This window comes from Brevibacillus sp. FW301-21C12A (assembly GCF_058788915.1).
Genome location: NZ_JBYTBG010000013.1, coordinates 65301 through 91117 on the forward strand (window position 1 = coordinate 65301; position 25817 = coordinate 91117).

Genomic DNA, 25817 nt, shown 5'->3' on the forward strand with positions numbered 1-25817 from the left:
TTTGCTATTCGAAACGCACGCGCATCTGAACGCGAAGGAATTCGACGAGGATCGCGAGGAGGTCATTGCCCGCGCGCGGGAAAACGGCGTCAGCACGATCGTGAACATCGGGTTTAACGCGGAAACCATCCCGACCTGCATGGAGCTGGCGAAAACCTATGATTTTATTTACGCAGTCGTAGGATGGCACCCTCAGGACGCAAAAGATATGACAGACGAGCATCTGGAATGGATCGAGGAGCTGAGTCGTGATCCGAAAGTAGTGGGGCTGGGCGAAATGGGCCTCGACTACTACTGGGATACGTCGCCAAAAGACGTGCAGGCCGAAGTGTTCCGCAAGCAGATTCGTCTGGCGCGAAAACTCGACATGCCGATCATCATCCACAACCGGGACGCTCACCAGGATGTTTTGACGATCCTCAAAGAAGAGAAGGCAGCAGAAGTCGGGGGAATCATGCACTGCTTCTCGGGTAGCTGGGAGACAGCGAAGCAGGCGCTGGACATGAATTTTTACATCTCGTTCGGCGGCCCGCTGACTTTCAAAAACGCGAAGCAGCCAAAAGAAGTAGCGGCCAAAGTACCGCTCGACAAGCTGTTGATAGAAACAGACTGCCCGTACCTCACTCCTCACCCGTTCCGCGGCAAGCGAAATGAGAGTGGCTACGTGCGCTACGTCTGCGAAGAAATGGCGAACATTCGCGGCCTGTCTTACGAAGAAATGGCGCAAATCACGACGGAAAACGCAAGGCGTCTGTTCCGCCTTCAACCGTAAACAAACCGCAAGCAAAAACGGGAAATCACGACATATCACGTGATTTCCCGTTTTTTTGTTCCTCGATCTTGTTGTTCTACTCGTTTTTGGTGGCGCATACCTTGAACAATGTGTCGAACGATTATTGTCCATCCGACACGGCTCCTCGACAGGAATCTGCTACCATTCGCCATCTGTTTTTTGCTAGTCTGTTAGCATTATCGCTTCGGCCAAGGGAGGGTAAATTTGACAAAGCCGGGAAAGTGACATACAATCAAAGCCGACCTTGCTAAGTACTGGCCACTTCCAGAATATTAGTGCAATTACATCGACCCTTACCTGGCTAGACAGGAGAAGCCTCGTGCTTTTCTAGGAAAAGGAGTGTGGGAAATGGAGTTACGCGCGATATGGGAAAGGTATAAGAATCGGGGACTTGTTCTTTTTGGCGTCCTCTCTCTTGTTCTCATTCCCATGATTGGCTATTTCTCTGCCCAGGCTACCCAGCCAAAACAGGTCACTTTTTCGTTGGACGGAGAAAGCCAGACGGTAGCTACCAAAGCGAGTACCGTTGAGCAGTTCTTGACCGAGCGAAACATTACGGTAACGGAAAAGGATTCCCTTCAACCAACACCTGAGACGAAGCTATCAGACGGAGCAATGATTACTTTACATACAGCCTGGTCCATTCCGGTCCAGGTTGACGGGCAGACAAAAACGATACTGACGCTTAGCCGCGATGTTGCTGGCGCGTTGAAGGACAGCGGCATTGCGCTAGGTGAAAAGGACCGGGTGGAGCCGGCCTTGAGCGCCTCGCTGACCAAAGACTCGACAATCACGATCAAGCGCGTCGTCGAGCAGATGGTAAAAGTCGAGGAGCGAGTTACTTTCCAGGAAATACGCAAAAACGATCCAGCGTTAGAGAAAGGCAAGTCCCGTGTATTGCAAAACGGGCAAGAGGGTAAGGCTATTGCACACTACAAGCTGGTTATGGAAGACGGGAAGGAGGTCTCCCGTGAACTGGTGACAAGAGACGTGCTTGTGCCGAAGAAAGACCAGATCGTGGCGGTAGGAACGGCAGTTCCTGCGCTGCAAAACAACGATCCGTCGCAACGGGTCTTGGTCGCTTCAGCAACGGGTATGGTCTCGCGTGGTGGAAAAGTATTTAGGCCGAAAAAAGTACTGAACGGGGTTACCTTGACCGCCTATTCTCCTGCGGGGGGAGGCAAACACCCTAGCTCGCCAGGCTACGGCCGCACGGCGACGGGCGTGAAGGCCAAGGCAGGTCATACCATCGCTGTAGATCCAAAAGTGATTCCGTATGGCTGGTGGGTTTACATCGAGGGCGTTGGGTATCGCCGGGCAGAAGACACGGGCGGAGCGATGCGTGGCGGCAAAATTGACGTGTTTGTAAGCACGGAGGCAGAGGCTGTTCAATTTGGCCGCAAGCGCAACAAAACCGTCTATATAATCGGGCCGCAGAAACCGTAAGACAGGGGCGAACAGCTCCTGTCTTTTGTCTTTGGCGTTTTGGGAATAGTCGTGATAAGCTGTTTGATAGTTAGACGGTTCAAAGCGCAGAAACGTTTCGCGAAACAAGGGCTTTTCGCCTGATTTTTTTGGAACACTATGACCAAAAGCGACATCGTACGAAAGTGGGAGTACATGATGAAGATAAAAGAAGTGATTGTGGTGGAGGGGAGAGACGATACCGCTGCGATCAAGCGGGCAGTTAACGCGGACACGATTGAGACAGGCGGCTCCGCCATCCACGCCAGAACGATCGAAAAAATCCGGCTGGCACAGCAAAAGCGCGGCGTCATTATTTTTACCGACCCGGATTACCAGGGGGAGCGCATCCGCAAAATTATCAGCCGATCGGTGCCGGGCTGCAAGCACGCCTTTATCACGCAAGAGGACGGCACGAAAAAGGGCGATATCGGGGTAGAGAACGCTTCTCCTGACGTGATTGTTCGCGCGCTCTCGGAAGTCCGCACAGAGATGGCGGAAACGGTCGGGGAGATTACGGCTGACGATCTTCTGAAAAACGGATTGACGTCAGGCGGCGACGCCAAGGAGCGGAGAATCAAGCTGGGCGAAGCATTGGGCATCGGATACGCCAACGCCAAGCAAATGCTGCAACGGCTCAATGCCTTTCAGATCAGTCGCGCGGAATTTGAGGCGGCGATAGAAGCCATCAACAAAGAGAGGGAGTAAGCGATGACGCAAGCAACAGGCAAGGATATTGCCACACCTACGCGAACGAAGGAAATTTTGGAGAAGTACGGCTTCTCCTTTAAAAAGAGCCTGGGACAAAACTTCTTGGTGGACACGAACATTTTGCATAACATTGTCGCCGAAGCCGATCTGACGAAGGACAAAGGCGCAATCGAAATCGGGCCAGGCATCGGCGCTTTGACCGAGCAATTGGGACGAGCAGCAGGCAAGGTCATGGCGATTGAGATTGACCAGCGGCTTCTGCCTATTTTGCAGGACACGCTGTCGCCCTATGAAAATATCGAAGTCGTGCATGGAGACGTGCTGGAGCTTGATCTGAAAGCGCTGATTGCCGAGAAGCTCTCCGGGGTAGAGAAGCTGAGCGTCGTAGCCAATCTGCCCTATTATGTGACGACGCCGATTTTGATGAAGCTCCTGGAAGAAAGGCTGCCGCTTGAGAACATCGTCGTGATGATCCAAAAGGAAGTGGCTGAGAGAATCGCGGCCAAGCCCGGAACGAAAGACTACGGCTCTCTCTCGGTAGCGGCGCAGTTTTATGCGGAAACAGAAGTCGCGATGATCGTCCCGGCCAGTGTGTTTATTCCTCGTCCGAACGTCGATTCTGCGGTGATCCGGCTCAAGGTCAGAGATCGTCCGCCTGTCGATGTGGACGACCAGGACGTGTTTTTCCGCGTGGTGCGCAGCTCGTTCGCCCAGCGCCGGAAAACGTTGTTGAACAACCTGATGAACGGTCTGTTTCTCAAAACACAAAAGGATGAAGTAATACAGATGCTCGCCGACATCGGCATCGAACCGACCAGACGCGGCGAAACCCTCAGCATCGAAGAGTTCGCCCGCCTAGCCAACGAAGGCTTGCGGCGCGGCCTGATTGGGCAATAAGACAAACTTGGCCTCCGTTTTTGTACTGAAAAAGCCAAAAACGGAGGTTTTTTTGTCGATTTTGGCGTAAAAAAAGGCTTCGCAGCGGGCAAGCTATCACCGGAAAGCGTTGCGGGAGCAAGGTTTTGCAAAAGCCTGCACATACTATGCAGAAGTGGTGACAAATATCTACTTTTTTTATGAAAAAAACCCCGTTGACAAAATATCTACAGGGTTGCTATAATTTTTTATTTCTTTGACAAAATATATGTGAGCTGTTATAATAGATGTAAGCGAGGTGGATGGAACAATGGCAAGAAACGCGTTACTTGACATTAAACGCAGTTTAGACGGGCACATTGGTGAGCGCATCCTTCTGAAAGCCAATGGAGGTCGCCGAAAAACCGTCGAACGAAGTGGCATCCTCGAAGAAACATACCCATCTGTGTTTGTGGTAAAGCTTGATGACGATCAACTCTTTGAGCGGGTCTCTTACAGCTACGCTGACATCTTGACGGAAACAGTAGAGTTGACGGTGTGCCGCGAAAACGAGCACATCCGCATCACATTTGTACAACAGTAGAGCCCTTTTGGGTTCTACTGTTTTATTTTTGCTATCAAAAGGTTGTAAATATTTGGGTGACAAGATGAAAAGTCTGGACTTGGAGCACACTATACCTGTCAACGGGAAGGGAGGATGCTATGGGTCGCAGACGAGGAATGATGTCGGAGCAGTTCAAGATGGAACTCGCCAAGGAGCTTGGCTTTTACGACAAGGTACAAGCAGAAGGTTGGGGAGGCATCACGACGCGTGACGCGGGAAACATGGTGAAGCGGGCTGTACAGCTTGCTGAAGAGGCGCTGGCCGCAAGACGGTCATAGCCCGGTGTTGGACGCAGGCGGACACATCCAATCTCACGGAGAATACCATACAGACTCGTTGACAGGGCCGGGGCTTCCCGGCTTTTTTGCTGCCGAAAACACTGCTGAATTTTCGAAATAACCATAATGATCTCGATCCTGTTCTTTTTGGGGGGTTCAAGTGGCAGGAGAGAGATTGGCTATGCTACAATAAGAGACTAGGAAATTTAGTAAAGTAGGCAGAGGTGAACAACGTGCGTATCTCGGTCAAAGCTCCGGCCAAAATCAACCTGACCCTTGATGTGCTTGCCAAACGGCCGGACGGTTATCACGAAGTAGAAATGGTGATGACTACCGTCGACTTGGCAGATCGTGTAGACCTGACTCTGCGCGAAGATGGTGAGATTACGCTGGACTGCTCTGCCAGCTTCGTACCGGATGATATCCGCAATCATGCTTATAAAGCGGCAGTGCTTTTAAAAGAACGCTATCAAGTGCGCCAAGGCGTACGATTGTATATCGACAAACAGATCCCGGTCGCAGCCGGACTGGCGGGCGGCAGCAGTGATGCGGCAGCGACGCTGCGCGGTTTGAACCAGTTGTGGAATCTCGGCTTGACCGTGGACGAGCTTGCGGAAATCGGCGCAGAAATCGGTTCTGACGTCCCTTTTTGCGTCTATGGAGGAACCGCGCTGGCAAAAGGGCGCGGCGAGCAAATCACGCATCTGGAAACGCCCGCTCCTTGCTGGGTCATCCTGGCGAAGCCGCCAATCGGCGTGTCCACTCCTGATGTATATGGAAACTTGCGTGTCGACAAAATCGACAATCATCCCGATACAAAACAAATGCTCCGGGCTGTTTCCGAGCAAGATTTTTCCCTGATGTGCCAGTCGCTCGGAAACGTGCTGGAAAACGTCACGCTCTCGCTCTATCCGCAAGTGCGGCAAATCAAGGAGCTGATGATCGCTTCCGGAGCCGACGGAGTATTGATGTCCGGCAGCGGACCGACAGTATTTGCCCTCGTGCAAAAGGAAGCGAAAGTGCATCGGATCTACAATGCGCTCAGAGGATTTGTCAAAGATGTGTTTGTTGTCCGAATGTTAGGCTCCCAAGAAGGGGAAATACTTGCATGAACACGTATAAAAATGATACATTAGCAGCATAATATTCGGTTTTGGAGGAAGAGCCATGAAGAAATTGCGCAGAAGTGCACGTCTGGTAGACATGACGCAGCACTTGCTCGCCCATCCCCATACGCTGACTCCTCTCACTCTGTTTGCGGAACAGTACGGCGCGGCGAAATCATCCATCAGTGAAGACCTGTCGATCATCAAGGAAGCGTTTGAGGTTCAGGGTGTCGGCTTGTTGAAAACGGTGGCGGGAGCGGCAGGCGGAGTGAAGTATATTCCCCAGGTAAAAACGGAAGAGGCTCTTCACTTCATGCGCGAACTGATCGAGCAATTGGCCAATCCGGAAAGACTTTTGCCAGGCGGATATTTGTACATGTCCGACATTCTCGGCAATCCAGCGACTATGGCGAAGATCGGCAAGCTGTTTGCCACCGCTTATGCGGACAAAAACGTCGATGTCGTCATGACGGTGGAGACGAAGGGGATTCCGCTCGCTTATGCGACCGCCATGTTTTTGAACGTGCCCGTTGTCATCGTGCGTCGTGACAACAAAGTAACGGAAGGTTCTGTGGTTAGCATCAATTACGTATCTGGTTCGAGCAAGCGGATTCAGACGATGTCTCTTGCTCGCCGCGGATTGGCCGAGCAGTCCCGCGTCCTGATCGTGGACGACTTCATGAAGGCGGGCGGCACGCTGCGCGGCATGATTGATCTGCTCCAGGAGTTCCGGGCGACTGTCGTAGGCTGCGGAGTGCTGGTAGAGACGACCGCAGATGTTTCCGAGCGTTTGATTGATGAATACGTGTCTCTTGCCAAGCTGCAGGATGTCGACTTCAAGGGCAAGCAGATTGAAATTGAGCTAGGCAGTTTTTTTGAAAATAGAGGGGAGTAGATAAGAATGGCAATCTCTTTTGTTTCAACTGACAAAGCTCCGGCAGCAATCGGCCCGTACAGCCAGGCTGCAAAAGTTGGTCCGTTTCTGTTTGCATCCGGTCAAATTCCGCTGCGTGCAGACGGCACTCTGGTAGAAGGCGACATCGTGGAACAAACCCACCAAGTATTTTCCAATATCCAAGCCGTCCTGGCGGAAGCAGGAGGAACCCTTTCCAACGTGGTGAAGGCGACTGTTTTCATCAAGGACATGAACGACTTTGCGCAGTTGAACGAAGTGTACGGCCAATATTTTGGCGACCACAAGCCAGCTCGCTCCACCGTAGAAGTGGCACGCCTGCCGCGCGACGTAAAGGTCGAGATCGAAATTGTCGCTTATATCGAGGCGTAAACATAACCCGGTCCAATCAATGAAAGCATGAAACAGCCTGATGCAGTTGCGTCAGGCTGTTTTTGCGTTGGATATACCATTAGTAGTACGAAGAAGCATGTGTAAAGCGGTGATGTTATGAACATATTTATATATTTTTTTAAAAATTGCATAACATCAGCAGGAATATTTACCCAGAGGGTGGAAATACTCCTAAACGCGTTTCATAGATAAAGGGAGTGAACTAGATGGAAGTTACAGACGTAAGACTGCGCCGAGTGAATACGGATGGTAGGATGAAAGCGATTGCATCCATTACAATTGACCATGAGTTCGTGGTTCATGATATCCGTGTCATTGACGGAAACAACGGTATGTTTGTTGCAATGCCGAGCAAACGTACACCTGACGGAGAATTCCGCGATATCGCCCATCCGATTTCTTCGACTACCCGTGAAAAGATCCAAGCTGCTGTCTTGACCGAGTATGAACGCGTGGGTCAAGAAGAAGAGAGCACGATCGAAGCGGGTGCGTAAATAGTACCCCCATACAAAAGCACCCTGTCATTACTGGCAGGGTGCTTCGGCGTCTGGTTGGGCGTAACATTTGGATAAATTGTTTTTTATTTCCTCCTGATCCATTCCTTCCCCAATAAACACGGCGACCATTTTCGGCCCGAAGTTCTCAAATGGAAAGAACAGTACCTGATTGTCCGTGTGCTGGAAGGAGATCAGTTCTTTTTTTCCGTGGAAGAGCACGTACCCCTTTGCCCGATACACGTTTTTGGGCAGATCGTAGAGGAAGTCCTCGAATTTTTTCTCGTCTACTGGACCTGTGAAGGTGTAGGAAAAAGTTTCAATACTATTGTACAGGGAAGGCGTGCTTGTTTTCAGGCCGAGCGATTGTTTGAGCCTGTCCATGGTCGACATGCGGCCGATTGTTTTTTGCACAGGAACAGTGGGTACTGCTTCGGCATCGCGCACATGCTCGAATCGCTTGAGCGATTGCAGCCGGTTGAGGTCGATATTCGCCTGAACGGCTGTGTGGATCGGCGCCTGCGGGTTCAGCTCGATGAGCTTCTGTTTGACGCGCTGGAGCTGTTCATCGCTGACCATATCCGTTTTGTTCAGGAGAATGAGGTCGGCGTACTTCACCTGGTTGCGTACCGTTTTGACCAGCGAGCCAGTGGAGGAAAAGCGCGAGTTGAGGTCCAAAAAGCGGGACGCGTCCACGACGCTGATCGTGCCCTTCAGCTCGATGCGATCGTACAGCTCCGGATGGGTCAGCGTGTCGATCACGTCGATCGGGTCTGCGACTCCCGTCGTTTCGATCAGGATGCGATCCGGCTGCAACGAGTTCAAAATTTCGCGCAAGCCTTCTGTCAGCTCCCCTTTGATCGAGCAGCATATGCAGCCGTCGAGCAGCTTTTTGACAGGGAAACCAAAGCCTTGCAACTGTTCGCCGTCGATATCTTCCTCGCCCATCTCATTCATCAGGACGACTACGTTTTCGTTCTGGACGCGTAGATGAGTCAGCCATTTTTGCAAAAGGGTCGTTTTTCCGCTGCCCAAATATCCGGTCAGCAAGTAGACATCTGCTGGCATTCCTTCCTGCCTCCTTTTCAAAACCTCTTTCGCCCATCAATATATCATTTTTTATCAGATTATTAAATGTTGTCTGTTAGATGAACAACTTTCAGGCAATGTCAGGGAAACGGCGATAATCCTGCATCGATTGTCTTGAAATCCACATATGATTAAGATATAGTCATTGTGGAACTTCTACGATGGAGGGTTGACATGTCTAAGATCCATGCCGTGGTTCTGGCCGCTGGTCAGGGTACGCGGATGAAATCGAAGCTGTACAAGGTCCTGCACCCTGTTTGCGGGAAGCCAATGGTCCAGCATGTTGTGGATACGCTTGGCTCCATGCAGGTTGAGGACATCGTTGTCGTCGTAGGTCATGGTGCTGACGCGGTCCGCGCCAAACTAGGCGAGGGCGTCACTTACGCACTGCAAGAAGAACAGTTGGGAACGGCACATGCCGTTTCGCAGGCAGCGCCGTTTTTACAAGATAAAGAAGGCACTACGTTTCTTTTGTACGGAGACGTCCCTCTCTTGTCTGCACAGACGTTGTCCGCCTTGCTGACCTATCACGAAGAGCAGCAAGCGGCTGCGACTGTATTGACCGCCGTGCTCCCCGATCCGACAGGCTACGGGCGCATCGTGCGCAACGAGGCGGGCGAAGTATTGCGAATCGTGGAACATAAGGATGCGACTGAAGCGGAACGGGCGGTCCGCGAAATTAACACAGGCATATACTGTTATGACAATCGCAAATTATGGAAGGCCTTGGCGGAAGTGAAAAATGACAACGCGCAAGGCGAATACTATGTCACAGACGTTGTCGGCATTTTGCGAGAGGCAGGCGAAAAGGTAGTGGCGTACGAAGCCGTTGACCCTGACGAGACGATGGGCGTCAATGATCGTGTGCAGCTATCGGAAGCGGAAGCGTACATGCGGAAGCGGATTGCCACCAGACATATGCGCAATGGAGTCACCATTATTGACCCGGCCTCTACGTATATTGAAGCCGATGTTGTCATCGAGGCAGATACGGTAATCCAACCGGGAACGATTCTGCGCGGGCGGACAACCATTGGTGCCGATTGCGTGATTGGGCCGCAGGCTGACTTGACGGATGTGCAGGTTGGCTCTGGCGTTACCATTTCTTATGCGGTCATGGTAGAGGCAAGTGTGGAAGCGGAATCAACCGTTGGGCCATTTGCCTATATTCGTCCGGGAACACAGATCGGCCGCAAAGCCAAGATCGGAGACTTCGTCGAGTTGAAAAACGCCAAAATCGGCGAAGGCTCAAAAGTACCTCACCTCAGCTATATTGGTGACGCGGAGATTGGCGATGGTGTGAACATCGGCTGTGGAACGATCACCGTCAACTACGACGGGGCCGTCAAGCATAAAACGACCGTCCAGGACGGGGCGTTCATCGGCTGCAACACCAATCTGGTAGCTCCGGTTACCGTTGGACAAAATGCGTATGTAGCAGCAGGCTCGACCATTAATCAGGATGTTCCAGACAATGCGCTTGCGATCGCACGCGAGCGTCAAGTGAATAAACCAGATTACGCTAGCAGAATGCCTCGCAAGGGCAAAAAGCAATCATAACGGGAGGTTCTAAGAGAAGATCATGGCTAATTACCGCGACCCCAAACTGAAGGTATTTACGTGCAACGCAAACCCTGAATTGGCAAAAGAAATCGCTGAACACATCGGCGTGCCGCTCGGTAACGCGCAAGCTGTGCGTTTTAGTGATGGCGAGTGCCAAATTAAATTGAACGAAAGCGTTCGCGGTTGTGACGTATTTGTTATTCAGCCAACGTCTGCTCCCGTTAATGAGCATTTGATGGAGCTTTTGGTAATGGTCGACGCATTGAAACGCGCTTCCGCAAAAAGCATCAACGTCGTGATTCCTTATTATGGCTACGCGAGACAAGATCGCAAGGCGCGCGCACGCGATCCGATCACAGCCAAACTGGTTGCCAACCTGATCGAAACCGCAGGAGCGCAACGCGTGATTACCATGGATTTGCATGCGACGCAAATTCAAGGATTCTTCGACATTCCTGTCGATCATCTGCTGGGTGTGCCGATTTTGGGCAAACACTTCTCCGAAAAAGGCTTGAAGGATATCGTCGTAGTGTCGCCTGACCACGGCGGCGTTACGCGTGCCCGCAAGCTGGCCGAACGTCTGGAAGCGCCGATTGCCATTATCGACAAGCGCCGTCCTGAACCAAACGTAGCGGAAGTCATGAACATTGTCGGTAACATCGAAGGCAAGACAGCGATCATTATTGACGATATCATTGATACAGCGGGAACGATCACGCTGGCAGCCAATGCGCTCGTGGAAGCAGGTGCGCGTGAAGTTTACGCATGTTGCACGCATCCGGTGCTGTCTGGTCCTGCGATTGAGCGGATTGCCAACTCGAAGATCAAAGAGCTGATCGTCACCAACTCGATTCCGCTCACCAAAGAGCAACTGATTGACAAAATCACCGTTCTGTCCGTGGCGCCGATCATTGGCGAAGCGATCATTCGCGTACACGAAGAGCTGTCTGTCAGCAAGCTGTTCGATTAAGGCAAGCATCCCCTTTTTGGGGGATTGAAATAAACCTCCTTTGGACAAGCTAGAAAGGAAACTTTTACTAGCGGCCCAAGGAGGTTTTTTTGTGGAAGCGATTCAGGCTCAAGTACGAAATCAGACGACAGGCAATTCTGTGAGGATGCTGCGTCGAGAAGGCTGGGTGCCAGGTGTTGTGTACGGAAGTGACGTGACCAGTCAGTCGATTCAAATCAATGGCCGTGAGCTGGATGCCGCCCTGCGTCAGCAGACGACAAACAAGCCGTTCCGACTGGTTGTGGATGGGACCACTCATGATGTGATGGTGAACGAATTGCAGCGTCATCCAGTCATGGGCAATATTTTGCACGCTGATTTCAAGAAGATCAATATGAATGAAAAAATACACACCTCTGTGCCTGTGCTCATGACAGGCGACCCGGAGCTTGGCGTAGCGACGCTCGTGCGCCACAACGTCGACGTCCACTGCTTGCCTGGCAACATCCCGGAGTCTTTTTTGGTGAATGTCGACGGCTTCAACATTGGAGACGTCGTACTGGCAGCGGATCTGGAAGTTCCGGCGGGCGTAGAGCTTTTGGTTGAGCCTACGGAAGTGCTGATTAGCGTCCTGCCAGTGAAAGCCAAGTCCGAAGAGTCCATCGAAGCCGAGCAAGAGGCTGAGGCTGTAGCAGAAAAAGCGGTAGCTACCGAATAAGGCAAAAGTCGAATCACGGCGAAAGGGTCCGGGTATTTTACTGCCGGGTCCTTTTTCTTTTGTTCGCGATACCATTCTAGTACAATGGGGGAGAGAGTAGGAGGGAATGAACGTGAAAGTAATCATCGGATTGGGCAATCCAGGCAAAAAATATGAAGACACAAGACATAATGCGGGCTTTATGGCCATAGATAAGATTAGCGACAAATGGGGCATTCCCGTTGCGCAAAACAAGTTTCGCGCGCTTGTCGGAGAAGGCAGGGTGGAAGGCGAAAAGGTGCTGCTCGTCAAACCGCAGACGTACATGAATCTTTCCGGGGAATCAGTCGCTGAAGTCCTGAAGTTTTACAAGCTGACTCCAGATGAGCTGGTCGTCATTTTCGATGACCTCGACCTGCCAACGGGGCAGTTGCGCTTGCGGGAAAAAGGCAGCGCAGGCGGCCACAACGGCATCAAGTCGATGATTCAGCATTTGGGGACACAGGAATTTAAGCGCATCAAAGTCGGGATCGGGCGTCCGGAGCCGGGGCGAAGCGTGAGTGATTACGTGCTCCAGTCGTTCCCAGCGGCGGAAAGACCGCAGATTCAGGAAGCGGTGGGGCATGCTGCCGATGCGGCGGCCATGTGGACAAGAGAGCCTTTTATCAAGGTCATGAACCATTTCAACAGCTTGCAAAAATAAGCGGGGCGTTGCAGCAGTCAGGATGGCGCGGATGTATTGCGCTAGTATGATTTTCCACCCAACCGACCATACTAAGCGATATGAAAGGTATGGGGGTGGCATATACATGAGCATACGCTACACGTGTCGCTGCTGCGGCATGAAGATCGCGGAATTTGACGAATCGCAGGTGACAGAAGCGCGGCTCGGGTTTGATTTCTTGACCCCGGAGGAACGTGCTCTTATAATATCGAGAGAACAAAGTGGAGATACGGTCGTCAGCATCACGTGCGACTACTGCCGTGAAGCGCTGATTCAGCATCCAGAGCTTTCGCTAGTCGGAAATCCACTTCAATAAACAGGAGTGGATACTCGTTAGGAAGGCTTGCACTGACAAGGCCTTAGCTTGGGGAGCTAAGGCTTCTTTTCGCATGGTCGACCTGCGGCAAAAATCGCACGTCCAGTCAGGCTCTGGCTGCAGATGACAGAAGAATTAGAGAGGGGATTAGTGAATGCAAGTCATCATTAACCCGATGAAACAAGACTCGAACGTCGGGACAATTGTGGCTGGTTTGGAGAAAGGTCTGCACGAGCAGCTCGTCTCCGGTCTGGCAGGTTCGGCCCGGCAGGCACTGATGGCGGCACTGAAGCAAATAACCGGACGCCCGGTCTGTGTCGTCACGCATAACATGTACCAAGCGCAAAAAGTTTACGAGGACCTGATTGAGCTGGTTCCCTCCGATCAAGTGCTGCTCTATCCCGGAAACGAGCTGATCGGCTCCGAGCTTGCCATCGCCAGTCCGGAGATGCTGGCGCAGCGCATTCATGTATTCAACCGTCTGGCCCAAGGCTTTACGGGTTTTTTGGTTGCGCCGTTTGCAGGGTTGCGCCGTCTGGTCGTCCCGCCGGAGGTGTGGAAAGAAGCGCAGATTACGCTGTCAGTCGGTGACGAGCTGGATGTTGAATCGTTTTTGTCCCGTTGTATCGAGCTTGGCTACGAGCGCGTCGATATGGTCGAGCGAAAAGGCGAGCTGAGTGTCCGCGGCGGCATTATCGACTTGTATCCGATTGATTCGGAGTGGCCTGTGCGCATCGAGCTGTTCGATGTGGAAATTGACTCGATCCGCACGTTTGACATGCTTTCCCAGCGCTCGCTGGAATCCGTCCAGACCTATATTTTGGGCCCGGCAAAAGAAATGATCGCGTCTACGCAACTGCTGATGGAATCGGCTGTCCGCTTAGAGCAGAAGCTCGGTGAAACCGTTGCCAAGCTGAAAGATAGCGCAGCCAAGGAAAAAGTAGTGGAGCGCATCGGTACCGATATTGAACGGATGAAGGAAGGGCAACGCTTTTCCCAGTTGTACTCGTACATCTCGGTGATCTATCCGTCGCAGGACACGCTTTTGTCCTACATGCCGTCCGAGACTCTGCTGATTATGGATGAGCCTTCCCGCGTCCTGGATACGGCTGCCCAGTTGCAAAAAGAAGAGGCGGAGTGGCTGACGGGACGAATCATCCAGGGCGAGTACATGGCTAACCTCAGCTTGTCCCGCACGTATGAAGAGATTGTCTCCCACAAAAAACGGCAGATTGTCCACCTGTCTCTGTTCCTCCGGCAGTCGCCGAAAACCCAGCCGCAAAACATCGTCAACCTGACCTGTCGCACCATGCAAAACTTCCACGGGCAGATGAACGTGCTGAAGACAGAGCTGGCCCGCTGGAAAAAGTCCCAGGATCAGATTGTGTTCGTCGCCGCCGATCTGGAGCGCGCAAAGCGTCTGGAACGCGTCCTGCACGATTATGAGATGGAGGCGGACGTGTTGACGGAAGCGGTCGAGGTAGTGCCGCCAGGGCGGCCTACGATCATTCTGGGGAACCTCCAGACAGGCTTCGAGCTGCCGTTAAACAAGCTGGTCGTTATTACGGAAGGCGAAGTATTTACTGCGAAGCAGCGCAAGGCGCGCAAAGTGCAGCAGACGATGAACAACGCCGAGCGGATCAAAAATTATTTGGAGCTCAAGCCCGGCGATTTCGTGGTGCACGTGAATCACGGGATTGGAAAATACCTCGGAATTGAAACCAAGGAAATACTCGGAATTCATAAAGATTACCTTCACATTCAATATGCGGCAGGCGACAGCCTGTTTGTCCCGATCGACCAGATCGACCACGTGCAAAAATACGTGGCGAGCGAGGAAGCGCAGCCGAAAATCTACAGCCTGGGCGGTACCGAATGGAAACGGGTCAAAAACAAAGTCCAGTCTTCCGTCAAGGACATTGCCGAAGACTTAATCAAGCTGTACGCCGCGCGCGAAGCAGCCGTTGGCCACGCTTTTTCTCCCGATACGACCGAGCAGCGGGAATTTGAAGCGATGTTCCCGTATCAGGAGACGCCGGACCAGCTTCGGGCAATTGCAGAGGTCAAAGCGGATATGGAACGCAGACGGCCGATGGATCGTCTAGTATGTGGGGACGTAGGCTACGGAAAAACCGAGGTCGCGATTCGCGCAGCGTTCAAGGCTGTCATGGACGGCAAGCAGGTGGCGGTGCTGGTGCCGACGACGATTTTGGCCCAGCAGCATTACGAGACGTTCCGCGAGCGTTTTGCCGAGTATCCGATTCGCGTCGAGGTGCTCAGCCGTTTCCGTTCGCGCAAGGAACAGAACGCGACGCTAAAAGGATTGAAGGAAGGCACGGTCGATGTCGTCATCGGGACGCACCGCCTGCTCTCCAAAGACTTGATGTTCCGCGAACTGGGACTGCTCATCGTCGACGAGGAGCAGCGCTTCGGTGTGAGCCACAAGGAAAAGCTGAAGCAAATCAAGACAAACGTCGACGTCATTACGCTGACAGCGACGCCAATTCCGCGTACGTTGCACATGTCGATGCTCGGCGTGCGCGATCTGTCCGTCATCGAAACGCCGCCGGAAAACCGCTTCCCGGTACAGACCTACGTCATGGAATACAGCCCTGCGCTGGTGCGCGAAGCGATCGAACGCGAGCTGGCGCGCGACGGCCAAGTCTTTTTCCTCTACAACCAGGTACAGGGCATTGAGCAGATGGCGGAGCAAATTTCCATGCTCGTCCCTGATGCGCGCATTGCGGTTGCGCACGGGCAGATGAACGAAAGCGAGCTGGAGGGCGTCATTCTCGACTTCCTCGAAGGCAATTTTGACGTGCTCGTCAGCACGACGATCATCGAGACAGGGGTCGACATCCCGAATGTCAATACGCTCATCATCTACAATGCTGACAAAATGGGCTTGTCCCAGTTGTATCAGCTTCGCGGACGGGTTGGCCGTTCGAACCGGATTGCCTATGCCTATTTCACGTATCAACGGGACAAGGTGCTGACAGAGGTCGCGGAAAAACGTCTGCAAGCTATCAAGGAGTTTACGGAGCTTGGCTCCGGCTTCAAGATCGCGATGCGCGACTTGTCCATTCGCGGTGCGGGGAACCTGTTGGGCGCGGAGCAGCACGGGTTTATCAACACGGTCGGTTTTGACCTGTACAGCCAGATGCTCAAGGAAGCGATTGACGAGCTGAAGGGCGAGGTCAAGCAGGAAGCGGTGACGCCTGTGGAGATCAATCTGCAGCTCGATGCATACATTCCTTCCATGTACATTACCGACAGCCGGCAAAAAATCGAGATGTACAAAAAGTTCGTCGCCGTATCCACGCTGGAAGATGTCGACGATCTGGCTGAGGAATTGCTTGACCGTTTCGGCCCTGTTCCGAAGCCGGTCGACAACCTGCTGACCATTTCCCGTTTGCGGGTCTACGCCCTGCAGCACCACATCACCGAGATCAGCCAAAAAAATCCGGACGAAATCAAGCTCGTTTTGCATCCTAGCCAAAACAACAACATTGACGGCGGCGCTCTGTTCGCGCTTGCCAGTAGTTGGAGTCGCAGGCTGGGGCTCTCGGGTGGACAACAGATCACCATTACTGTTAAAGTAAAGGGGTTAAGAGAAGACGAGGGCGTACAGCTTGTTGAAAAACTGCTGCGCCAATTTCATCAGGTGCGTAAAGACACCGGTACGGAAAGCCCTGTGTCCTAAGGGACAGGGGGGCTTGCCGGGAAGGGAGATTCCTACTATGAAACGTTCTGTAGCGATTTTATCTTCTGCTGTTCTGGTCGTGGCGCTCATGACCGGCTGCGGAAAGGCAGAAGATAATGCGCAGCCGAATCAAAACGCAGCCAGTCAGACAGACGGAAATAAACAAGGAAACGAAGCTGCCGATGCCAACGATCCACTCACACAGTTCCCCAAGCTGACCCTGCCATATACAGGAGATGCGAAGGCTGCTTTTGTCGAGTATCAGGGCGGCACGGTGACAGGCCAGGAGTTCGAAGAGTTCCTGCGCGTCATCAACTTCATGAATCCGCAGCAAGGCACCATGATCGAGGCAGCCGACAACGAAGCGCTGAAAGCTTTTGCGCGCGAGTACACGGCGACCAAAATTTTGGCGAGCCGCTCCGACGATGCCATGAAGAAGGAAGCCAAAGACTTGGCGGATAAAACCTTTGAGAAAATCAAAGGCCAGTACATGGGCTTCTTGGGCAAGGACGAGGCCAAGTTCAACAAGCTGATGGAAGGCCAGGGCGTAACCAAAGAAATGGTGACCAACCAGATGGCGCTCATCAACGAATCCATTACGGTGCTGAAAAAGAACATCAGTGACGATACATTGAAGCAGAAGTATGACCAAATGGACAAAGCGTCCCGCACAATCGCGTCGGTGCGCCACATCCTGATTTCCACCGAGCAGCGCAAGCCTGAAGAAGCGCTGAAGATCGCCAACGACCTCGAAGCTCGTCTGAAAAAGGGCGAGGACTTCGCGAAGCTGGCGAAGGAGTTTACCGATGATCCGGGCAGCAAGGAAACCGGCGGCCTGTACGAAAATGCCGACGTAAGCCAATGGGTGCCTGAGTTCAAGGATGCGGCTCTGACACAAAAAGTCGGGGAAGTGGGTCCTCCGGTAAAAACAAGCTTTGGCTACCACATCATCAAGGTTGAAAACCGCAAGGAAAAAACCTTCGATGAAATGAAGGAAGAGCTCCGTGCAAACGCGCTGGAGGCTGGCTACGATGCTTTTGGCAAAAACGAGCTGGACAAGCTGATCGTGAAGTACAACCTGCCGCAGTCCAAAAACGAGGCAGCGAAAAAGTAAAAACCGTTTGGAGCGAAAACAGGGAATTCATTTCCCTGTTTTTTCGTTTTCTCGCATATTCTTGAAACAAGGGCAAATACTATAATCACTCGCTACCACCCGGGGGAGAGTAACTGAAGCAACTGGTAAAAATTGATGCAAGCACCCATAGTTAAAATTAGAATTTGAGGAAAAAATACAAGTAACCAACCACCATTTATTCACTACCCACTTCTCAGGGAAAGCGAGGCAACATGACATGAAAGCAACTGGTATCGTTCGTCGAATTGACGACCTCGGTCGGGTCGTGATTCCTAAGGAGATTCGTCGTACACTGCGCATTCGTGAAGGCGACCCGCTTGAGATTTTTGTGGATCGTGACGGAGAAGTCATTCTCAAAAAGTATTCACCGATAGGAGAACTGGGTGATTTTGCAAAAGAATACGCTGACTCCTTGTATGAAAGCTTGAATCATACCGTATTGATCTCAGATCGGGATACCGTCATCGCCGTAGCTGGGGCATCGAAAAAAGAGTACCTGGAAAAAGCCATTGGCAGCATTGTGGAAAAATGTTTGGAGGAACGCAAAACCCGACTGGAGAAAAACGCCGGTACTTATGAGATTTGCCGCGATATGAACGAGACATACGGCTCGTTCGTCGTCGCTCCTATCGTGGCCGGGGGTGACCCGATCGGTTCCGTGATTCTCCTGAACAAAAACGAATCGACCAAGATGAGTGATCTGGAGATGAAAATGGCGGAGACCGCAGCCGGTTTTCTGGCGAAGCAAATGGAGCAATAGCAAGCATGCATGAGAACAGCCTCGATTTTGCCGGGGCTGTTTTTTTGCTGCTGACAAGCTTGCCTCGTCTGTTGCGAACGAGCCTTCCCAAATTTTTTCTCGCCGATTTCCTTGTGGTATAATGGACGAAGTTTCAGGTTGGAGAGGAGAAATTTCACGCACATGGCTCAAGAAAAGGCATCTGTTCAATTTGTGAAAGGCGCCGCGATACTCGGGGTTGCCGGTCTTGTCTCCAAGCTGCTTGGCGCAGTATACCGCATTCCATACCAAAACATTGCCGGAGATATCGGCTTGTACGTATATATGCAAGTATACCCGCTATACACCACGTTATTGATTCTGGCGACGGCTGGCTTTCCTATCGCCATCTCCAAAATCGTCTCGGAGCGCATCGCAATCGGCGATGCGCTGGGGGCGCGAAGAGCGTTCCGCGTTGCCAGCTTTTCGCTGGTCGTGCTTGGCTTGTTTTTCTTTTTGCTGTTGTACGGAGGCGCTCCGCTCATTGCCCGGTTCATGGGGGACGAGCATTTGACGACTCCGCTGCGGGCTGTAGCCTGGTCTTTGCCGCTCGTGCCGATGGCAGCGATTTTGCGCGGATATTTTCAGGGGCACCAAAACATGATGCCGACAGGAGTATCGCAAGTCATCGAGCAGTTGGTTCGGGTTATTTTCATCTTGCTCGCGGCTTTCTGGGCGATGAACGTTTACCAGGACGCCTATCTCGCAGGGACCGGAGCGGTATTTGCTGCTTTTCCTGGGGGCGTGGCTGCTATTCTCGTCTTGCTGTGGTATTGGAGAAAAGACAAGCAGGGCGCTCAACTGATCCCCGAGCAAACACAGCGAGCAGGAGTGGGGGCCTGGACCAACCGTCAGGTGCTGCGCAGCCTGTTGATGTACGCTGTTCCGATCTGCATGGGCGCGCTGGTTTTGCCGCTCGTTCCGCTGGTCGACTCCATTACCGTCGTCAACATGCTGCAAGTAAGCGGCACACCGGAAGATTTGGCCAAGTTGTTAAAAGGGGCATTTGACCGCGGCCAGCCGCTCATCCAGTTCGGTACGTTCTTTGCGACGTCGCTGTCTTTGGCGCTTGTGCCTGCGATCAGCGAGGCTGTGGCGCAGAGGCAGCATCACATGATCGCGAACCGTTCCGAAATCGCCATTCGCCTGACCTTTTTGCTGGGACTCCCGGCCTCGTTCGGCCTCGCTTTGCTCGCGGAGCCGATCAACGTCATGCTGTACGGCGACAAAAACGGAACCGAAGCGCTCGCCGTACAATCGTTCACGATTATGTTTGCCACGTTGAGCATCGCCAGCGCAGGCATCCTGCAAGGGCTGGGGCGCGTCATGCGGCCAGCGCGCAACCTGTTTATCGGCGTCATGGTCAAGCTCATTTTAAACCTCGCGCTCGTCCCGCTATGGGGGATTGCCGGTGCGGCCTTGTCTACGGTGTTTGCCTATCTCGTGGCGATGGGGCTGAATGTGCTCGCAGTTAAAAAATATACGGGAGCGCAAATTGGATTGCGCCAAACGGTTCATAAGCCGTTTTTGTCTGTCATTGTCATGTCGGTGGTCGTTCTGCTTGTAGAATGGGGAGCAAGCGCCCTGCTCGGCAAGACAGGAATGTCCGAGCGCTTGTATCAAACGTTGGTCGGGCTGATTTCCGTTGGCGCCGGAGCGGTCGTTTACTTGCTGGCCCTGTTAAAGACAGGCGGCCTGACGCGCAACGATATTCATTTTTTGCCAAAAGGAAAGCGAATTGCAGCGCTGTTGACACGGTTCCAGCTTCTTCCTAAATAAAAGGCATGTCGGAGGCGAAACGATTGGATACGAACAAGAAAACGATTACCGTAGTCGGGCTGGGCGCAGGCGATCTCGACCAGTTGCCATACGGCATTTATCGGACGCTCAAGCAAGCCAACCAGCTTTATTTGCGGACAAAAGAACATCCGGTGGTGGCTCAACTGGCCAGCGAGGGCATCGCGCTGACGTCGTTTGACGAGGTGTACGAGCAGCACGACGGCTTTGCCGAGGTGTACGCCGAGATCGTGCAGCGGCTTTTTGCCAAAGCAGAGGAAGCGGGCAGCATCGTTTACGCTGTTCCGGGACATCCTCTGGTGGCGGAGCGCACCGTTCAGCTTTTGCTTGCCGAAGGGCCGGGGCGCGGGGTGCAGATTGAGATTGGCGGAGGGCAGAGCTTTATTGACCCGCTCTTTGCCCGTCTGCACATCGACCCGATCGAAGGCTTCGCCCTGCTGGACGGAACGGCGCTGGCTGCCCATCAAGTATCGCCGGGCCTGCACACGATTATCGCCCAGGTGTACGACGCTTTTGTCGCCTCTGACGTGAAGCTGACCTTGATGGAAGTGCTGCCGGATGATTATGTGGTGACAGTTGCGACAGCAGTAGGGGTAGCCGGACAAGAGCGCATCGAGAGCGTGCCGCTGTACGAGCTGGATCGAGTCGATCATTTTGGCAACTTGTCTTTGGTGTACGTTCCGCCGACTACGGACGAGACGGTATCGTACCGCCAGTTTTCCTATTTAAAAGAAATCGTCGCGATTTTGCGCAGCCCGGACGGTTGCCCGTGGGATCGCGAGCAGACGCATCAGAGCATTCGCAAAAACTTGATCGAAGAAACGTACGAAGTGCTGGAGACAATCGACGACGAAGACCCGGACGCGATGTGCGAGGAGCTGGGCGATTTGTTGATGCAGATTATGCTGCACTCGCAAATGGCAGCGGAGGACGGGTATTTTACTGTCGACGATGTGGTTGCGACCTTGAACGAAAAGCTGGTTCGCCGCCATCCGCATGTTTTCGGGGAAAAAAGCGCGAACGACTCGGACGAAGCGCTCGCGAACTGGCAGGAGATCAAAGCCCAGGAAAAAGCGGCAAAAGGCATTGACGTGGCCGCCGTGTCCAAGCTGTCCGGCATTCCGCGCGATCTCCCTGCCCTGATGTACGCCTACAAGCTCCAGAAAAAAGCGGCAGAGGTCGGCTTCGACTGGGACGATATTGCAGACGTCTACAAAAAGGTAGAAGAGGAATACCGCGAACTGCGGGAAGCTTCCGAAGAAGAACGCGCGGGAGAACTGGGCGATCTGCTCTTCGCTGTCGTCAATCTCGCCCGTTTCCTCAAGCTTGATCCGGAGGAAGCGCTGGCCTTGACGAACAACAAGTTCAAAAAACGCTTTGCCTATATCGAAAGCAAGCTGCAAGAGGCGGGTCGCACGTTTGAGCAGACAGACCTGCAGGAAATGGACAAATGGTGGGAGGAAGCCAAACACCAGACAAAAGGGAGAGGGTAAGGATGAGACTGGATAAATATTTGAAAGTATCCCGCCTGATTAAGCGCCGCACGCTCGCCAAAGAAGTGTGCGACAAAGCCCGGGTAGAAATCAACGACCGTCCGGCCAAAGCGTCCAGCAACGTCAAAATCGGCGACAAGCTGGCAATCCGCTTCGGACAGAAGATCGTCTCCGTCAAAGTGGAAGACATCAAGGAAAACCCGCGCAAAGAAGAAGCGGCTTCGCTCTACACCGTCATCGGCGAAGTGCCTGTACCGCGTGACGAGAAGGAAGAAGACGCTTATCTCAAAGGACAATAAAGTGCAAGCGTTGTTGTGCAGACTGCCGTTAGGGGCAGTCTTTTTTTCGACATGATGGCAGGCATAAAAAACCCCAGGAGGCTTTTGCCCAAAAGAAGGATATAATGGGAGTACATGAAAGCAAATGAGAAGGGATGTGGTGCAGATGGAGCAAAAGGCTGTTCAGACGGGATACTTCTTGGCCATTTCACTTTTGCTTTCAGCTTTGTTCTACTTTTTTGCCTCCAACTGGCCTGTGATGGACCGATGGGAGAAAATTGGCGTCAGTGCCGCCGTATTGGCTCTTTTTTATCTGTCTTCGTATGTGGCCTCGCTTGTATGGAAACGTCATTCGTTTCTCAGCAACTGGCTGCTGGTTGCCGGAGGTCTGGCATTTGGCTTGTGTGTCGCTTTATTGGGGCAAATCTACAATTCCCACGCGGATAGCTACATGCTGTTTGTCGTTTGGCTCATCCCCAATTTGCTTTTCGCCATTTTCACGCGCTACCAGCCGTTTTATGTTATCAGCTACGTCCTTGCGCACCTCGCGCTCGGCTTTTTCCTCGATCCTGCCGTCGTGCATGTGAGCCATGAAGAAGAGTGGTGGTACATGATTTATTGGCTGATCGCGCTGGGCAACATCGTGTTGTTTTACTTGACCGCTACACGGAAGCTGCAGTCCCGGCCGATCTACTATTTGTCCTTCCTCGTCTTTTCCGTCAGCCTGTTCTGGTCGGCGTTTGTCGACGTGTACGGAGCGCTGCCGGAAACGCTGTACCTGTTGATAGGGGCACTCCTGTTTTTCGTCTTTCTGAAATGGCGGCCCAATCGCGGCATGCTGATTGTCACGGCTTCCTTGCTGGCGCTGTTTGTACTCGGGAAGTTTTTCTGGTTTATGCTGGAGTATTACTCCGAAGGCTTTTTCCTCATCGCGCTTTTGGCCGCTGCGGGCATCGTCTGGGGAGCGGTCGTCGGCATCAACTGGCTGCGCAAGGAATCCGCCCACCAAACAAGCAAATGGGTGCAGTTTTTTCAAGAGGCTTTTACGGTACTCGTGACGACAGTCGCGGCATCAATCGGAGCGATCTCGTTGACCGGACTGCTCATGCTTATTTTCGAAGATGAATCGGTCGTCTACTTTCTCTTCTTCCTGTCTCTGATCGGATTTGTTGGTCCTGTCCTCTTCATGGAAAAGATGAATTCGACGGTGCGCTACACGTTGCTCACGATGGGCTACATGCTTGGAGTCGCTTCCTCGCTTTATTTGGAACAGTTTTTCTGGATATTGTTCCTCGCCGTTTTGCTTTACGTATGGAAGGCAGTATCAAGCATTCCCGCGCGGCTTTTGACTCAGTTCGCCTTTTTGCTGGTGCTGTTTTTCAAGCTGACGAACTTGCATGTGCCGGAAACGACGGTCTTGCTGATCGTATTTGTGTTTCAAATGGCTATGTACTACGTCAAACGCTTGCCTGCTGTCTTGCAGAACAGCTCTCTCGTCTACGCATTGCTCGCGCTGATTGCGCTGACCAAGATGCATTTTGACGCGTTTGCCACGAATCTGCTGGTCAATATCGGATTTTTCGCCTTCACCACCTACTTGCTGTACCAGACCTTGCGCAAAAAAGGGAAGAGCGCTTTCGGGATCGTCCTCGCCTTCTGGTTTGCCTTCCTGCTGATGAAGTACTACGACCTGCTGTGGAGCTTGCTGCACAAGTCGCTGAGCCTCTTCCTTTTGAGCGTCGTGTTTTTCCTGGTCAGCTACTGGCTGGAACGCCGGATGCAAGGAGAGTGGGCTGCACCGACGCCAGCCGTATTCACGCGCCGGCCGATGATCCTTGTGCCGATTATTTTGCTGCAATTTATATTGGCTGGCTACCAGGTATACAGCAGCGAGTCGATCCTGTCCAAAGGAACGTCTGTCAAGCTGGAGCTGGTTCCGGTTGATCCGCGCTCGCTTTTGCAGGGCGATTACGTCAGGCTCGGCTACACGATCTCGACACTGGCGGACGAAGATTTTTCTTCCGGAGAAAAAATTCGCGTGGTGCTGAGAAAGCAAAGCGATAACGTGTACAACTACGGCGGCTACTACGAAAAAGAAGGAAAATGGAACAAACCGTATGCGGCTGAACCGACAGATGTCATCATCAACGGGAAAACAGTCGGGGCAAGCCAGGTCGAGTACGGGATCGAGAGCTACTTCGTCCCGGAAGGAACCGGCCTGGAGGTAGAGCGAAATGCGAGGTTTGCCACGATTAAAGTCGGGGCCAACGGAGATGCTTTGCTGGAAAGCCTGTCGCCGCAATAAATCGAGAAAAGCAAGAAGCTGCCCGACAGCATTATCGGGCAGCTTCTTTTGCGTGAGCGAGAGGAAAACGAGTGTGTTCCAACTGCGATACGACATGGCGAACGATCAGCAGACCTGCGACCCCAAGCAGGAAAAACAGCAGCGCCATCAAGTAAGACGGCAAAATCGCTCCCAGAGTGATGCCTACGGCTCCCATGATTTTGGCTCCTTGCAGCACAAGCCCGTTTACCGCCATGTAAGAGCTGCGGGCATCGTCGCGGACGATCTGTGCCAGGTAGGTTTGCCGGGTCGGAACGTGAATCAGCTCGCCCAGTGTAGCGATCAACGCAGCCGCCATGATGATGACGAGCGAGTTGCTGTACAAAATCACCGCATAGCCGGATATATACAAAAGCCCGCCAGCGTACATGGACGAAGCTTCTTTTCCATGCTGGATCAGCCGGGTGATGAACAGCGAGAGCAAAACGACGAGGATCGTATTTTCCACTTGAATCAGACTGAACATTTTCACCCCGGTCAGTTCCAATGCGAACCAGTCGAAAAGCCGGATGTGCTGGACAGGGAACTCCTGGGCCAGCCTCACTGCGACGTAATTCGCAGTCTGGAACTCCAGCGAGAAGAGGAACAGTCCTCCGAGCGAAAACAGCAGAAATAACCGATCCGTCAAAACCTGCCTGTAGCTGCGCATCACGTCCAGGATAACTCGTGTACCTGCAAAAGATACCCGGGCGGCGCCATCGTTTTGCGGAAAAAACGATTCTTGCATGCGTACCACAATCATGTACAAGGTAAACAGGCTAACCAAAGTCAGGACGAGGAGCAGCTCAAAGCGGTGCGTCGCAAACAGCAGTCCGCCAAGAATCGAGCCGATCGCAATCGACAAATTGCTGGCCCAGTAGTTGATGCTGTACATGAAGGGGCGATTTTCCCTGGTGCTCACATCAATCAGCATCGCATCGGCGGCCGGACTTATCATCCCGTTGCTCGCGCTTTGCAAAAGCATCATGGCAAACGTGAGCCAGGCCGAATCGAGCCAGGGGGAATTGGCGATGGTCATGACGACGAAAGCGACGCATTGTGCCCCTTGGCCGTAAGCCATCACCTTTTTTCTGCCCCACCGATCAGCCAGATAGCCTCCGTAAAAGCCGAGCAAAATCTGCGCGCAAATGGTCAGGCTGAGCAAAACGCCAGTCAGCGCCTGCCCGAGCCTGGCAGAAAAGTAAATGGCCATGAACGGAAAAATCATCATTCCTACCAGCCGTGTCAGAAAGGAAGTCACAATGCGGATGCGGATATTGGGATGCAGTTGTAAAAAGTTCATAGGCGACCACCTTTCCCTTTCGTTTCTTTCCTAAATT

At 52.7% G+C, this 25817-nt stretch carries 24 protein-coding genes; 22 read left to right on the forward strand and 2 right to left on the reverse strand.

All coding sequences use genetic code 11. The annotated features are described in order from the left end of the window. Position 1 precedes the first annotated feature (1 nt). The 10 genes from AC3WQH_RS10855 (at position 2) to spoVG (ending at position 7632) form a co-directional block, all read left to right on the forward strand. Complete coding sequence (locus AC3WQH_RS10855; RefSeq protein WP_005830491.1) at positions 2–772, forward strand: TatD family hydrolase; 771 nt, start codon at positions 2–4, stop codon at positions 770–772. Positions 773–1141: 369 nt separating this feature from the next. Further along, the gene (locus AC3WQH_RS10860; RefSeq protein WP_025848801.1) at positions 1142–2239 is read left to right on the forward strand and encodes a resuscitation-promoting factor; all 1098 of its coding nucleotides are present in this window, start codon (positions 1142–1144) and stop codon (positions 2237–2239) included. Positions 2240–2416: 177 nt separating this feature from the next. Continuing rightward, complete coding sequence (gene rnmV / locus AC3WQH_RS10865; protein ID WP_025848799.1) at positions 2417–2965, forward strand: ribonuclease M5; 549 nt, start codon at positions 2417–2419, stop codon at positions 2963–2965. A gap of 3 nt (positions 2966–2968) precedes the next feature. Continuing rightward, positions 2969–3865 carry a 16S rRNA (adenine(1518)-N(6)/adenine(1519)-N(6))-dimethyltransferase RsmA gene (gene rsmA / locus AC3WQH_RS10870; protein WP_005830486.1) on the forward strand — a complete coding sequence of 299 codons (897 nt, stop codon included), beginning with the start codon at positions 2969–2971 and terminating at the stop codon, positions 3863–3865. A gap of 289 nt (positions 3866–4154) precedes the next feature. Beyond that, positions 4155–4427: a biofilm formation stimulator Veg gene (veg, locus tag AC3WQH_RS10875; RefSeq protein ID WP_005830485.1), complete on the forward strand. Its 273-nt coding sequence runs from the start codon at positions 4155–4157 to the stop codon at positions 4425–4427. A 119-nt stretch (positions 4428–4546) separates the two neighbouring features. Beyond that, on the forward strand, positions 4547–4726 hold the full coding sequence (locus AC3WQH_RS10880) for a small, acid-soluble spore protein, alpha/beta type (protein WP_005830483.1): 180 nt from the start codon (positions 4547–4549) through the stop codon (positions 4724–4726). 233 nt (positions 4727–4959) lie between these two features. Then, complete coding sequence (ispE, locus tag AC3WQH_RS10885) at positions 4960–5838, forward strand: 4-(cytidine 5'-diphospho)-2-C-methyl-D-erythritol kinase (RefSeq protein ID WP_025848795.1); 879 nt, start codon at positions 4960–4962, stop codon at positions 5836–5838. A 55-nt stretch (positions 5839–5893) separates the two neighbouring features. Further along, on the forward strand, positions 5894–6727 hold the full coding sequence (purR, locus tag AC3WQH_RS10890) for a pur operon repressor (protein ID WP_007776362.1): 834 nt from the start codon (positions 5894–5896) through the stop codon (positions 6725–6727). Positions 6728–6733: 6 nt separating this feature from the next. Continuing rightward, positions 6734–7117: a RidA family protein gene (locus AC3WQH_RS10895; protein ID WP_005828663.1), complete on the forward strand. Its 384-nt coding sequence runs from the start codon at positions 6734–6736 to the stop codon at positions 7115–7117. Between the two features lie 227 nt (positions 7118–7344). After that, complete coding sequence (gene spoVG / locus AC3WQH_RS10900; RefSeq protein WP_005828662.1) at positions 7345–7632, forward strand: septation regulator SpoVG; 288 nt, start codon at positions 7345–7347, stop codon at positions 7630–7632. A gap of 30 nt (positions 7633–7662) precedes the next feature. Here spoVG and AC3WQH_RS10905 read toward each other — a convergent pair whose 3' ends face one another. After that, positions 7663–8700: a CobW family GTP-binding protein gene (locus AC3WQH_RS10905; RefSeq protein ID WP_025848792.1), complete on the reverse strand. Its 1038-nt coding sequence runs from the start codon at positions 8698–8700 to the stop codon at positions 7663–7665. Positions 8701–8895: 195 nt separating this feature from the next. On the opposite strand from AC3WQH_RS10905, the gene glmU reads away from it, so the two are divergent. The 12 genes from glmU (at position 8896) to AC3WQH_RS10965 (ending at position 24459) form a co-directional block, all read left to right on the forward strand. Further along, the gene (glmU, locus tag AC3WQH_RS10910) at positions 8896–10281 is read left to right on the forward strand and encodes a bifunctional UDP-N-acetylglucosamine diphosphorylase/glucosamine-1-phosphate N-acetyltransferase GlmU (protein ID WP_005828658.1); all 1386 of its coding nucleotides are present in this window, start codon (positions 8896–8898) and stop codon (positions 10279–10281) included. 22 nt (positions 10282–10303) lie between these two features. Then, positions 10304–11254, forward strand: a complete 951-nt coding sequence (locus AC3WQH_RS10915; protein ID WP_005828656.1) for a ribose-phosphate diphosphokinase — start codon at positions 10304–10306, stop codon at positions 11252–11254. A gap of 91 nt (positions 11255–11345) precedes the next feature. After that, positions 11346–11951: a 50S ribosomal protein L25 gene (locus tag AC3WQH_RS10920; RefSeq protein ID WP_007776371.1), complete on the forward strand. Its 606-nt coding sequence runs from the start codon at positions 11346–11348 to the stop codon at positions 11949–11951. Positions 11952–12063: 112 nt separating this feature from the next. After that, positions 12064–12633, forward strand: coding sequence for an aminoacyl-tRNA hydrolase (pth, locus tag AC3WQH_RS10925; protein ID WP_005828653.1), 570 nt, complete (start codon positions 12064–12066; stop codon positions 12631–12633). Between the two features lie 106 nt (positions 12634–12739). Further along, a complete protein-coding gene (locus AC3WQH_RS10930) occupies positions 12740–12970 on the forward strand; it encodes an anti-sigma-F factor Fin (protein ID WP_007776375.1) in 231 nt (76 codons plus the stop codon). A 154-nt stretch (positions 12971–13124) separates the two neighbouring features. Then, the gene (mfd, locus tag AC3WQH_RS10935) at positions 13125–16673 is read left to right on the forward strand and encodes a transcription-repair coupling factor (protein ID WP_005828649.1); all 3549 of its coding nucleotides are present in this window, start codon (positions 13125–13127) and stop codon (positions 16671–16673) included. 37 nt (positions 16674–16710) lie between these two features. Beyond that, positions 16711–17787: a peptidylprolyl isomerase gene (locus tag AC3WQH_RS10940; protein WP_005828647.1), complete on the forward strand. Its 1077-nt coding sequence runs from the start codon at positions 16711–16713 to the stop codon at positions 17785–17787. A 238-nt stretch (positions 17788–18025) separates the two neighbouring features. Further along, positions 18026–18568, forward strand: a complete 543-nt coding sequence (gene spoVT, locus AC3WQH_RS10945) for a stage V sporulation protein T (RefSeq protein ID WP_005828646.1) — start codon at positions 18026–18028, stop codon at positions 18566–18568. 162 nt (positions 18569–18730) lie between these two features. Continuing rightward, complete coding sequence (locus tag AC3WQH_RS10950; RefSeq protein WP_007776380.1) at positions 18731–20365, forward strand: putative polysaccharide biosynthesis protein; 1635 nt, start codon at positions 18731–18733, stop codon at positions 20363–20365. 5 nt (positions 20366–20370) lie between these two features. Further along, positions 20371–21876, forward strand: a complete 1506-nt coding sequence (gene yabN / locus AC3WQH_RS10955) for a bifunctional methyltransferase/pyrophosphohydrolase YabN (protein WP_051353861.1) — start codon at positions 20371–20373, stop codon at positions 21874–21876. Between the two features lie 2 nt (positions 21877–21878). After that, positions 21879–22175: an RNA-binding S4 domain-containing protein gene (locus AC3WQH_RS10960; RefSeq protein WP_005828643.1), complete on the forward strand. Its 297-nt coding sequence runs from the start codon at positions 21879–21881 to the stop codon at positions 22173–22175. A 145-nt stretch (positions 22176–22320) separates the two neighbouring features. Further along, positions 22321–24459 carry a GDYXXLXY domain-containing protein gene (locus AC3WQH_RS10965; protein WP_492332031.1) on the forward strand — a complete coding sequence of 713 codons (2139 nt, stop codon included), beginning with the start codon at positions 22321–22323 and terminating at the stop codon, positions 24457–24459. Between the two features lie 31 nt (positions 24460–24490). On the opposite strand, the gene AC3WQH_RS10970 is transcribed toward AC3WQH_RS10965, so the two are convergent. Next, positions 24491–25780, reverse strand: coding sequence for an MFS transporter (locus AC3WQH_RS10970; RefSeq protein WP_025848778.1), 1290 nt, complete (start codon positions 25778–25780; stop codon positions 24491–24493). Between the last annotated feature and the right edge of the window lie 37 nt (positions 25781–25817).

What these genes read in the sequence shown, in the direction of transcription:
- glmU (WP_005828658.1), top strand. Translation starts at nt 8,896, where the DNA reads ATGTCTAAGATCCATGCCGTGGTTCTGGCCGCTGGTCAGGGTACGCGG.
- AC3WQH_RS10895 (WP_005828663.1), top strand. Translation starts at nt 6,734, where the DNA reads ATGGCAATCTCTTTTGTTTCAACTGACAAAGCTCCGGCAGCAATCGGC.
- AC3WQH_RS10915 (WP_005828656.1), top strand. Translation starts at nt 10,304, where the DNA reads ATGGCTAATTACCGCGACCCCAAACTGAAGGTATTTACGTGCAACGCA.
- spoVG (WP_005828662.1), top strand. Translation starts at nt 7,345, where the DNA reads ATGGAAGTTACAGACGTAAGACTGCGCCGAGTGAATACGGATGGTAGG.
- veg (WP_005830485.1), top strand. Translation starts at nt 4,155, where the DNA reads ATGGCAAGAAACGCGTTACTTGACATTAAACGCAGTTTAGACGGGCAC.
- AC3WQH_RS10965 (WP_492332031.1), top strand. Translation starts at nt 22,321, where the DNA reads ATGGAGCAAAAGGCTGTTCAGACGGGATACTTCTTGGCCATTTCACTT.
- AC3WQH_RS10970 (WP_025848778.1), bottom strand. Translation starts at nt 25,780, where the DNA reads ATGAACTTTTTACAACTGCATCCCAATATCCGCATCCGCATTGTGACT.
- rsmA (WP_005830486.1), top strand. Translation starts at nt 2,969, where the DNA reads ATGACGCAAGCAACAGGCAAGGATATTGCCACACCTACGCGAACGAAG.
- yabN (WP_051353861.1), top strand. Translation starts at nt 20,371, where the DNA reads ATGTCGGAGGCGAAACGATTGGATACGAACAAGAAAACGATTACCGTA.
- AC3WQH_RS10860 (WP_025848801.1), top strand. Translation starts at nt 1,142, where the DNA reads ATGGAGTTACGCGCGATATGGGAAAGGTATAAGAATCGGGGACTTGTT.
- purR (WP_007776362.1), top strand. Translation starts at nt 5,894, where the DNA reads ATGAAGAAATTGCGCAGAAGTGCACGTCTGGTAGACATGACGCAGCAC.
- AC3WQH_RS10960 (WP_005828643.1), top strand. Translation starts at nt 21,879, where the DNA reads ATGAGACTGGATAAATATTTGAAAGTATCCCGCCTGATTAAGCGCCGC.
- AC3WQH_RS10905 (WP_025848792.1), bottom strand. Translation starts at nt 8,700, where the DNA reads ATGCCAGCAGATGTCTACTTGCTGACCGGATATTTGGGCAGCGGAAAA.
- rnmV (WP_025848799.1), top strand. Translation starts at nt 2,417, where the DNA reads ATGAAGATAAAAGAAGTGATTGTGGTGGAGGGGAGAGACGATACCGCT.
- AC3WQH_RS10940 (WP_005828647.1), top strand. Translation starts at nt 16,711, where the DNA reads ATGAAACGTTCTGTAGCGATTTTATCTTCTGCTGTTCTGGTCGTGGCG.
- spoVT (WP_005828646.1), top strand. Translation starts at nt 18,026, where the DNA reads ATGAAAGCAACTGGTATCGTTCGTCGAATTGACGACCTCGGTCGGGTC.
- mfd (WP_005828649.1), top strand. Translation starts at nt 13,125, where the DNA reads ATGCAAGTCATCATTAACCCGATGAAACAAGACTCGAACGTCGGGACA.
- AC3WQH_RS10880 (WP_005830483.1), top strand. Translation starts at nt 4,547, where the DNA reads ATGGGTCGCAGACGAGGAATGATGTCGGAGCAGTTCAAGATGGAACTC.
- AC3WQH_RS10930 (WP_007776375.1), top strand. Translation starts at nt 12,740, where the DNA reads ATGAGCATACGCTACACGTGTCGCTGCTGCGGCATGAAGATCGCGGAA.
- AC3WQH_RS10950 (WP_007776380.1), top strand. Translation starts at nt 18,731, where the DNA reads ATGGCTCAAGAAAAGGCATCTGTTCAATTTGTGAAAGGCGCCGCGATA.